Source organism: Mesorhizobium sp. M1182 (genome assembly GCF_040318335.1).
Classification (GTDB): domain Bacteria; phylum Pseudomonadota; class Alphaproteobacteria; order Rhizobiales; family Rhizobiaceae; genus Mesorhizobium.
Map to the genome: position 1 here is coordinate 1 of NZ_JAMYMD010000066.1, position 6,884 is coordinate 6,884.

Below are 6,884 nucleotides of genomic sequence, written 5' to 3' on the forward strand. Positions count from 1 at the left end.
ACGGACGGCTCCCTTGTTTGAGATCTCAACGAACTCATTCTGGCACATCCGATGCCGTCGGGCGCCGTCCACCCCATCATGCCGTTACCTTACGGCAGTGCTCCAGCAGACCAGAACCAAACGCTGCCACCCGGTCCTGCGAAAAAGCTCGAAGCACTCTGGGACTGGTCGTCTCGATCAATTCGGTCTTCCATTGGCGGAGCCAGCGCTTCCGCAGCTTCTGGCTCGCGGTCATGGTGGAAGGGCGACGAGCGCAATGGCGGATACAAGCGCCGTTCTGAGCCGCTGCATTCTTCGGCTGATGTCACGGCATGGCTCCCAGGGTCTGCGCGACGTCGCTTCGCTCCTGCTCCGCCCTGGGATGACGAAGGTGTGGTGTCATATGCTAATCGCCAGCGTTGGAGATTGGCGGATGTAGCTGGTCGGCAGCGAACGTTTGCAGTTGCGACACTCCCAGGCGTTAATCCCAACGTTCTCAGATCGTCTGCTTTTTGCCATCCCTGGTCGGCATCAGGTCGACACCGTTGACCTTGCCGATATGCGTCGCCAGCATCGGCACATATTGATCGGCAGGTCCGGTGGCAAAGGCGCCGGCGAAGGCGTTCTTGGTGGCGTTGCCAAGCGGGTTGGCGATGCCGGCGGCACCCGCCATCGATTCGAGATAGGTGAGATCCTTGAAGGCATTGGCGATGGTGAATTTGTGCGCGTCGCGGTCGCCTTCCAGCGTCCAGCGCATGAAGGTCTGGTAGAAGCCGCAATCCATGCGGCCGTTGCGGATGACGCTGTCGAAGCGCGGCGGCGAGATGCCGACCTTCTGCGCCAGCGCCAGCGCCTCGGAATAGATCGCGGCGTAGCCGAGCGAGATGAAATTGTTGAGCAGCTTCATGCGATGGCCGTCACCAGTGTCGCCGATGTGGACGATGCGTCCGGCCCAGGTTTCGAGCACTGGCTTCAGCCGGGCAAAGACCGCATCGGGCGCGCCGACCATGGCGTCGAGCGTGCCTTCCCAAGCCTCCTTCGGGGTGCGGCTGAGCGGGGCATCGACATAATCGACGCCGAGCCCCTTGAGTTCGGCGGCCAGCGTCACCGTCGAGACAGGATCCGATGTCGAGCAATCGACGACAACCGATCCCGGCTTCAGGCCTTCCTTGAGACCGCCTGGGCCGCGGATGATGGCTTCGACCTCGCGCGAGCCGGTGACGCAGATGAAGACAACCGTCGATGCCGCCGCGACGTCGCGCGAGGTCTCCGCTTCCTTGGCACCGCGGCCGAGCAGGTCTTCCGCCGGCGCGCGGTTCTTGCGGCCGAGAAACGTCAGCGGATAGCCCTTGTCGACGATGTTCTTCGCGATCCCGTGCCCCATCAGGCCAAGCCCGATGAAGCCGATCTTTTCGCTCGCGGCGGTCGTGTTCATGTCATTTCGTCCTATTTGCAATGATGGATGACGGCGCTGCAGCTTGCCGGCGAATTGTTGAAGCGGGTTTTTGCCGCTCGCCGTGGCAGGCGATTGCAGAGTTCGATATTGTCTGACAATACACATGAATCTTAGGGAATGTGGAGAGCAAAATGACGAAGCGGATCATGTTCACCGGCGGCAGCGGCAAGGCCGGGCGCCACGTCGTGCAGTATCTGGTCGAGCAGGGCTGCCAGGTGCTCAACATCGACACCAAGCCGCTCGACAATCCCAAGGTGCGCACGCTGATCACCGACATCACCGACAGCGGGCAGGTGTTCAATGCGCTGTCGAGCTATATCGGCCTGCATGAATTCGACCCGTCGCTGCGTACGCAGCCGGTGGATGCCGTGGTGCATTTCGCGGCGATCCCGCGCATCATGATCACGCCCGACAATGAGGTGTTCCGCATCAACGCGCTCGGCACCTATAACGTCATCGAGGCCGCGGTGAAGCTCGGCATCCGCAAGGTGGTGATCGCCTCCAGCGAAACGACCTACGGCCTGGTCTTCGCCAACGAGCCGCGCAACCCGACGCATTTTCCGCTCGACGAGGCGTACGACGTCGACCCGATGGACAGCTACGCGCTGTCCAAGGTCGTCAACGAGAAGACGGCGCGCGCCTTTGCGCTGCGCAGCGGCTTCGACATCTACGCCTTGCGCATCGGCAACGTCATCGAGCCGCATGAATATTCGCTGTTTCCGAAATGGTTCGCCGATCCGGGTTTCCGCAAGCGCATCGCCTGGAGCTATATCGACGCGCGCGACCTCGGCCAGATCACGCTGCGCGCCATCGAGAAGGACGGGCTCGGTTATCAGGTGTTCAACGCCGCCAACGACGACACCTCGTCCGACCTGCCGACAGCCGAACTGCTGAAGCGGTTTTATCCCGATGTGCCGGTCAAGGGTGAACTTGGCGAATACGAGACGCTGCTCTCCAATCGCAAGGCGCGCGACATGCTCGGCTTCCGGCCGGAGCACAGCTGGCGGAAATACGTCAAGACGAGCTGACGGGCGCAGCTGACCCGAACCGGCACTGGGCCAGCCCCGAATTGCGGCTGGCACCCGCTCGTTTGCCGCGCGGCAATTGAGCTAGTTGTCCTTCCAGAATTCGGCCTGGAGTTGCGCCGCTTCATCGGCAAGCAGCGGGCCGATGACTTCAGTCGGACGCTGCCCAGCTTCGAAGACGATCCTGCAGGGCAGGTCGAGCGTGGGATTCTCGACATGTGCACCCGTCAACCGCTTGAGGTCGTGTTCGCTCTGCCCAAAAACGACCCGTCCGATGCCCGCCCAATAGATTGTCCCGGAGCACATCGCGCAAGGTTCGGCCGACGTGTAGAGGGTGCAGGAAGCCAGCTTTTCGAGACTGACATTCATCGCCGCCCACGAGGCCAGCAGCCTTTCGGCATGAGCGGTGCGGTCGCCGCCGCCGGCTTTGTAAGCGTTGGGCTGCTCGCGCAACACATTGCCGTCCTTGTCAGCGAGCAGCGAACCAAAGGGATGTTCGCCAGCATCGCGGGCCTTGCGCGCGACTTCGAACGCCTGACGGAGCAGGCGCTCATCATAAGGGCGTTGTGGCATCGGCAGACCCTCCGGCAGCTGCAGCGGGGTCTTTGCCGTCGTCAATCACTTCGTCGGCTTCCTCGCCTGTCGCAATGCGCATGACATGGACTGCGTTGCCGATCACATCGGAGGGCGCTTCTGGCCTCTAGGACCGGTTGGCATAGGCTGGCTTCCCAAGTGTCCGGGCATCATTCATGCAGTCGGCCTTTATAGCCTCATAGTCCGGGCCCTGCCGTTCAACCGAGCGTCCGTCATAATGGCGACCGCTAAATCGGTACACGCCAGCTGAGACCTCGCCAGAGGTAAACGTCCAACCTTCCAATGCGTCTTGATTGTGATCGCTCACGATTGCTCCCATGCTTTCCGGTAAGCATACAGGAGCTCAGCCCGATATGGGAAATGCATGTTGTATTCCGTCAAATTTCAAACTGAGACACTACCGGCCGCTGGCGTCACTGGCAAGCGTTGGGAAATCAGTGATATTGTCGCGCTGATCCAAGCCAAAGAGGCAGAGAAGCCTATGGTTCGCGGCCAAAAGCGGGGAGTGAGGACATTTGAAGTACGAGTGGGCGAACAATCCTCACTTGTTTATTCCAATAACAGCATGTGTCGTTGTCTTGGCCCTGAGTTTCGCAGCCATGTTCGTCGCACTCCTAAGCATAATTCTGCGCACCGATTTCTATGGGTCAATCGATGACCAGAACCTTCCATGGGGCGAACGACTGGGGAAGCGAGACGCAAGGCTTCGTGCTGGATTTTGGTCAGCGCGCTTCCTGATACCGCGCCGGGTGATTGCATATGGTGCTGTTGTGTTCTTCTGCAGCTTCGGTGCGGTCGAGCTTATTTTAACCGTCTTCGGCCATCCGTCTTGATCGAATTTTCAAACTGACCCACTACCACCAGGCTCAAGCCTCGTTGCGGCTAGGCCGTTGAGCCAGCCAGATGCTGCCGATGACGAAAACGACGCCGGCGATCTGGGGCAAGGTCAGCGTCTGATCCAGGAATACCCATCCAAGCAGCACGGCGGTCACCGGGCTGAGGAAAAGCAGCGATGACACCACCGAAGATTCGAGTCGTGCAATGCCTCGGAACCAGAGGACATAGGTCAGCGCCGCACCGATCAGGCCGAGCCACACCAGTCCAACCAGGTTGGCCGCGGTCGGGAACGGGATGGGTGGTTCGAAAAGCAGGACCACCGGAACGAGAAGGAGACCACCGGCAGTCAGTTGCCATGCCGTAAAGGCCAGCAGCGATGCTGGCGGCTGCCACTTGCGGCTCAACACGCTTCCGAAGGCCATTGAGGCCGCCCCGGCGAGGCCGGCGGCAACGCCGACCGCATCGAGCGTCGCGTTCGGGGTCAGCACCAGCAATGCAACACCGGCGATCCCGACAAGGGCGGCGACAATCGCCAACCGGCGGACAGGGCTGGCAAGCACGGCAGCAGCGAGGAAAATCACAATCAATGGCTGGACCGACAGCACGGTCGCCGCGACCCCGCCCGGAAGCCGGTAGGCGGCGACAAACAACATGCTCAGGAAGATCGAGATGTTGAGGGCACCGAGGACGAAACTGCGCAGCCACCAGATGCCCGTCGGCAATTGCCGAACGATCGCCAGCAGCAGCAATCCGGCGGGCAGGGCACGCAGCATTGCGACCGTCATCGGCGAGAAGTTCGGCAGGAACTGCGTGGTGACGATATAGGTGCTGCCCCATATTGCCGGTGCGATGGCTGTAAGCAGCAGATCGGTACGGTGCGTCTTCATAAGATTTCCAGAACTTCGGCAAGAGGGCGGCGCGGCTTTTGCGGCCAGTTTCCGGGCGCGGCGCGGCCGACCGCGATGAGCATCACCGCCATTTCATTGCGCACAAGGCCAAACTCGCGGGCCACGCCTTCGGCATCGAAGCCTGCCATCGGACCGGAGACGAGCCCCAGCGCTTCGGCCGCGAAAATCAGCGTTGCGGCGCCAAGCGTTGCCGAGCGCACGGCTTCGTCGCGGGCCGCTAGAGGATCGGCATATTGGGCGCGGGCGCCCTCCCGCCACCCCGAAGCCATATCCGCCGGCATGAAGCCGGCTTCGACGAACGGACGGAGCCTGGCATCGAGGGCAGCGTGGTCGGGCAGTACGCCGCAGATGATGAAGGTGACGGCTGCCTCCTGCACCTTGGCCTGGCCATGGGCGAGGCTGCGCAATCGTGCCTTTGCTTCCGGCGTCCGCACCGCGATGAACCGCCAATTCTGAAGGTTGTAGGCGCTTGGCGCTCGCGTTGCGAGACGTGCCAGCTCCTCGATCTCGGCGTCCGTCAATTCGTGCGAGGCATCGAACCGATTGGCCGACATGCGCCGCTCGATAAGGGAAATTGCGGGGTTGGTCATCATGTCATTCCGAAACTGAGAAAGTCGTTCGGGAAGCAGATAGAGAATTTACCAAGGAGCGATAATATGCAACAATTGCAAGACATTATTTACTGGAAGAGAATGGTGCGATGGATCGCCTGACGGCGTTGCAGGTTTTCCGCCAGGTGGCGGAACTGAACAGCTTTGCCGAAGCTGGACGGCGGCTCGGTCTCTCTCCTCCCGCGGTCAGCAAGAACATCGCCGAACTGGAGGCGCATCTGGGGGTGCGGCTCATCAACCGGACAACGCGGCGCATGGCGCTGACCGAAGAGGGCAGGATCTATCTGGAGCATGTCACGCAGGGGCTCGATGCGCTGGCCAGGGCCGACCAGGTACTCGGCCCGATCAAGACGGCGCCGAGCGGCACGTTGCGGGTCAGCGCGCCGATGACTGTCACGTTGACGCGGCTTTCGGCTGCGATCCCCGCGTTTCTATCGCGTTATCCCGATTTGAAACTCGATCTGCATCTTGACGACAGACGCGTCGATATCGTGCGGGAGGGATTTGACCTGGCCATTCGCGGCAGCGACAATCTCGAGGATTCCAGTCTGGTCGCCAGAAAGCTTGCGGTCATGCCGCACGTGCTTTGCGCAGCTCCGTCCTACTTCGAGGAGCATGGCCGGCCCAAGACGCCTGCCGATTTGAAGGCGGCCAATTGCATCCGGTTCAGCCTCTCGGGGCATGCGGACATATGGGAATTCCGCAAGGACGGCCGCGCCGAGCGGATCGCCATCGACGGACGATATACGGTCTCGTCAAGCCTTGCCGTGCGCGATGCGCTGCGTGCCGGCTTCGGCGTCAGCCTGATCCCCTATCCCTATGTCGAGAGCGACCTGAAAGCAGGCCGGCTGCAATCGGCTCTGGATGACTGGGACAAGGTCGAAACCACGCTCTACGCGGTCTATCCGGCACGCCAGCATCTTGCCCCGAAAATCCGCGTCTTCCTTGATTTCCTGATCGAGGAATTCAGCCGGGACAAGGAGAAGCCGTTCGTGCCTCCCCGGCGTGAACGCCCGGCAAAGCGCGGTGTCGGGGAGGGGACGGAGGCGGAAAACCAAACTGAGATATTGCCGTCGATTTCATCTCCTTGACACGCCTCCAAATCCGGACTTTGTGGAGCTATGCAGGACGCGAAGCCGAATAAGGGAAAGACAGCGGCCGAGGCGTTCGCCGAACGCACGAGCGGTATTCGCCGGGCCGATGCGGCGCGCATACCGGGGTCGAGCGTTCACGCGTCGCTCGCCAACGAGATCGGGCTGAGGATCGTGCGCGGCGACTATCCGCCGGGAACCATCCTGCCCAACGAAGCCAAATGGTCCGAGACTTTCGACGTCAGCCGCTCGGCGGTGCGCGAGGCCATAAAAATGCTGATGGCCAAGAGCCTGCTGTCGTCACGCCCGAAGATCGGCAGCTGGGTCGAGCCGAAGGAGCGCTGGAACCTGCTCGATCGCGACGTGCTGGCCTGGTACGCGAC

7 protein-coding genes are annotated in these 6,884 nt (G+C 61.5%); 3 read left to right on the plus strand and 4 right to left on the minus strand.

Annotated elements, in window-relative coordinates:
• Positions 1–475 precede the first annotated feature (475 nt).
• The gene (locus NKH33_RS32920; RefSeq protein WP_352923691.1) at positions 476–1,414 is read right to left on the minus strand and encodes an NAD(P)-dependent oxidoreductase; all 939 of its coding nucleotides are present in this window, start codon (positions 1,412–1,414) and stop codon (positions 476–478) included.
• Between the two features lie 152 nt (positions 1,415–1,566).
• Between NKH33_RS32920 and NKH33_RS32925 the strand changes: the two genes are divergently transcribed.
• Positions 1,567–2,463: an NAD-dependent epimerase/dehydratase family protein gene (locus tag NKH33_RS32925; protein WP_352923693.1), complete on the plus strand. Its 897-nt coding sequence runs from the start codon at positions 1,567–1,569 to the stop codon at positions 2,461–2,463.
• 81 nt (positions 2,464–2,544) lie between these two features.
• Here NKH33_RS32925 and NKH33_RS32930 read toward each other — a convergent pair whose 3' ends face one another.
• The 3 genes from NKH33_RS32930 to NKH33_RS32940 all read right to left on the minus strand — a co-directional run bounded on the left by NKH33_RS32930 (position 2,545) and on the right by NKH33_RS32940 (position 5,389).
• Positions 2,545–3,033 carry a nucleoside deaminase gene (locus tag NKH33_RS32930; protein ID WP_352923695.1) on the minus strand — a complete coding sequence of 163 codons (489 nt, stop codon included), beginning with the start codon at positions 3,031–3,033 and terminating at the stop codon, positions 2,545–2,547.
• Between the two features lie 887 nt (positions 3,034–3,920).
• Positions 3,921–4,778 (minus strand): EamA family transporter, encoded by an 858-nt coding sequence (locus tag NKH33_RS32935; RefSeq protein WP_352923698.1) that lies wholly within the window; start codon positions 4,776–4,778, stop codon positions 3,921–3,923.
• The gene (locus NKH33_RS32940) at positions 4,775–5,389 is read right to left on the minus strand and encodes a nitroreductase family protein (protein ID WP_352819100.1); all 615 of its coding nucleotides are present in this window, start codon (positions 5,387–5,389) and stop codon (positions 4,775–4,777) included. Before NKH33_RS32940 ends, NKH33_RS32935 begins: the two co-directional genes overlap by 4 nt.
• Before the next feature lie 110 nt (positions 5,390–5,499).
• Here NKH33_RS32940 and NKH33_RS32945 point away from each other — a divergent pair, with 110 nt between their 5' ends.
• Complete coding sequence (locus NKH33_RS32945) at positions 5,500–6,501, plus strand: LysR family transcriptional regulator (RefSeq protein ID WP_352923700.1); 1,002 nt, start codon at positions 5,500–5,502, stop codon at positions 6,499–6,501.
• 30 nt (positions 6,502–6,531) lie between these two features.
• A partial coding sequence (locus NKH33_RS32950) for a FadR/GntR family transcriptional regulator (RefSeq protein WP_352923703.1) occupies positions 6,532–6,884 on the plus strand: 353 nt, incomplete at its 3' end.

Bases quoted from the DNA above. Each gene is read 5' to 3' on its own strand.
- NKH33_RS32925 (WP_352923693.1), top strand. From the start codon at position 1,567: ATGACGAAGCGGATCATGTTCACCGGCGGCAGCGGCAAGGCCGGGCGC.
- NKH33_RS32920 (WP_352923691.1), bottom strand. From the start codon at position 1,414: ATGAACACGACCGCCGCGAGCGAAAAGATCGGCTTCATCGGGCTTGGC.
- NKH33_RS32935 (WP_352923698.1), bottom strand. From the start codon at position 4,778: ATGAAGACGCACCGTACCGATCTGCTGCTTACAGCCATCGCACCGGCA.
- NKH33_RS32940 (WP_352819100.1), bottom strand. From the start codon at position 5,389: ATGACCAACCCCGCAATTTCCCTTATCGAGCGGCGCATGTCGGCCAAT.
- NKH33_RS32930 (WP_352923695.1), bottom strand. From the start codon at position 3,033: ATGCCACAACGCCCTTATGATGAGCGCCTGCTCCGTCAGGCGTTCGAA.
- NKH33_RS32945 (WP_352923700.1), top strand. From the start codon at position 5,500: ATGGATCGCCTGACGGCGTTGCAGGTTTTCCGCCAGGTGGCGGAACTG.